The sequence below is a fragment of the Bacteroides sp. OF04-15BH genome, from assembly GCF_003477995.1.
In the GTDB taxonomy this organism is placed as follows: Bacteria; Bacteroidota; Bacteroidia; order Bacteroidales; family Bacteroidaceae; genus Paraprevotella.
Genome location: NZ_QUEM01000084.1, coordinates 1 through 2,474, shown reverse-complemented (window position 1 = coordinate 2,474; position 2,474 = coordinate 1). Strand labels below are relative to the sequence as shown.

General features: G+C 46.1%; 1 protein-coding gene and 1 pseudogene. Both read right to left on the bottom strand.

Annotated features, from left to right (window positions below):
• Positions 1–137: pseudogene (locus DXA74_RS16760) on the bottom strand (DNA methylase); the annotation flags it as partial.
• Positions 121–1,788: a group II intron reverse transcriptase/maturase gene (gene ltrA, locus DXA74_RS15855; protein WP_118529093.1), complete on the bottom strand. Its 1,668-nt coding sequence runs from the start codon at positions 1,786–1,788 to the stop codon at positions 121–123. The pseudogene DXA74_RS16760 and the gene ltrA, both read right to left, overlap by 17 nt.
• Positions 1,789–2,474: the final 686 nt, after the last annotated feature.

Genomic DNA, 2,474 nt, shown 5'->3' with positions numbered 1-2,474 from the left:
CGATCGGGTAGGTCAAGGGCATTACTGCCCTCTTCCCCCCTCAGAACCGTACGTGAGGGTTTCCCCTCATACGGCTCAAGCTTTTCAAAGTCTCTGTTCGTGTGCAGAGACCGGCTCATCCTACTTCTTGTTTCCATTGTTTTTACGGGATAATTTGAAACATTCATCATGAACCAACAGATTGCATTTCCGTCCGTCTTGTACGGTCGGCATTACATTCCATGCCTTATGCGTGTCAATCGGTTCACCACATATCGGACATTTCCGACCTTGCTTTTCCCATAGGTAAAGCAGGGATTTACGTCCTTTCAGCGTCACAAGCATCTTTGACTTCATTCTTTTATTGAAGTACAGGCGGCAGTCTGCGTCAAACGGATTCATGTCCCCCTTTATCTGCGTATATTGCAGAAAAGGAAACGAAGATGCCAGTTTCAACAAGGTAAGTTGGTCTTCTTTGCCGTTTGATTTCTTGAACTTAGCCGCAAAAGTCCAGCTGTTCCCTCGGATATTGTGCCAATAGCGGTCTTTTATCCACTGTTTCCCTTTCTTGGAATGACGGCGTTTAGCCCATTGCCACAAGGCGAGAAATATCTGATGGTCGATTCTGTGAAAAGAATCACGTGTCGCCCCATGCTGATAATATGCTCCCCATCCTCGGATTTTAGCATTCAACATCCTGATTAATGATTCCTGCTTGCAACCCTTATGACCTTTTGTCACCTTACGGATATTCTCCATAAAGCGTTTTTCGGCTTTCTTGGTCGGCTTGGTCAATATTTCATTGCCGAATTTGCGGATGTTGAAACCGAGAAAATCGAAACCGTCACGGATATTGGTTATCACCGTCTTTTCTTCTGATAAGGTCAGACCTCTTTCAGACATAAAGTCGGCTACCAATGGCTTGATTTCCTTTTCAAGTGTTTCACGGTTCTCGCAGGTAATTATAAAGTCATCAGCGTAACGGACAAGATTCACCATTGGCGAATATAACTTACCTTTGATTCTAACTCGTTTATATTTCTCTGCAAGGACTTTCTGCAATCCGTCCAATGTCATATTGGCAAGCGTGGGAGAGATAATGCCACCTTGTGGCGTTCCCTCCTCTGTCGGGAACATCTGTTTGTTGAAGATATAGCCGCATTTCAACCATTTTCGGAGTATTGCCTTGTCCATAGGGATGTTGGCAAGCAGCCATTCATGGCTGATATGGTCGAAGCACCCCTTTATGTCACCCTCCAGAATCCATTCGGGAGAATAGCCTTTTCGGAGAATGTTATGGCATTGCATTACCGCGTCCATACAGCGGCGTTCCTTGCGGAAACCGTATGAACGTGAGTCGGCTGTTGTTTCCGACACTGGTTCTAATGCCATAAGGTAGAGTGCTTGCATGGCTCTGTCTTTCATTGTCGGTATTCCCAACGGTCGCAGTTTGCCATTACTCTTTTTGATGTGGACTCTTCTCAATGGCTTCGGCTGGTAGCCTCTGCGTTTGAGTTCGCTTACCGCTTGTGTTTTTGCTTCGGGTTTCTCCCATGTTTCCATGTCCACTCCGGGGGTGTTGCCACCTCCGTTAGAAGTAACTCTCTTTACGGCTAAGGCTTTTGCGTAAAAAGAGTGGGTCAGCGTCCACTGCAAGGCTTTCACCTTGTTGTATCTGCCTTCCTTCTGAGCCTTTACAATTCGTGCTTGTAGCTTTCTGACAGCCAACTCCGCTTTAGTCCAGTCTATTCTGTCCCAAAGTGTTTGCTGATTGTCAGCAGGCGCACACGATGTCTTGTTTTCGTTCATTTGCTTTCCTCCTTTTGAAAGTTCTAAAAGTTAATTGTAAAGAATCACCATTTGACAACATTCGGTTTGATTGCCTACCTAATGTCGTCACAGAAGTCTGCCCACTTTCGTGTCGGATGATGTCGCCCACATCAGCCCGTGATGTCGGTTCAATCCGTATCCGCTCCATTACAGAACGGCATTCGCTTTTTCTGTTATCTTATACCTGCACACCATTCGGCTTTCATTGCTGTCAGCTTACCTGTCATTTTTACATGACAGGAGATATACAGGCTTACCATGTTCCACATAGATAACTAACGGATAGGTTAGGTTCTGTCTCATCCTCCGGCGGTGCTTATATCCGTGTAATCCTACCATGGAGAGGATTAACCGACCGCTTCCCTTTTGGGTAGAGTGTGCCAGTATCTTACACTCTTTCGTGACATTACGAAGTTTACTAACAGTTCGCTTGCGCTAACCATACTATCCAGCCTCGCCACTCTACGGTATGATACTAACCGTACTTGACTTCCCCTCACGGTTCTGTCTTGTCTTGCGAAAGTGTACTTCGTCCCGACCGCTTAATACAACATTAAGGTGCATCGGTCGGTAGGCTACCGCTGACGGAACAGCGGGTTAAAGCTGATACCCGTAAGTATCATTCCAACAATTATCTATGCGACTTCATGTCGCACCCACGGCGT

Excerpts from the sequence above, each read along its gene's own strand:
- ltrA (WP_118529093.1), bottom strand. The coding sequence starts at position 1,788 with ATGAACGAAAACAAGACATCGTGTGCGCCTGCTGACAATCAGCAAACA.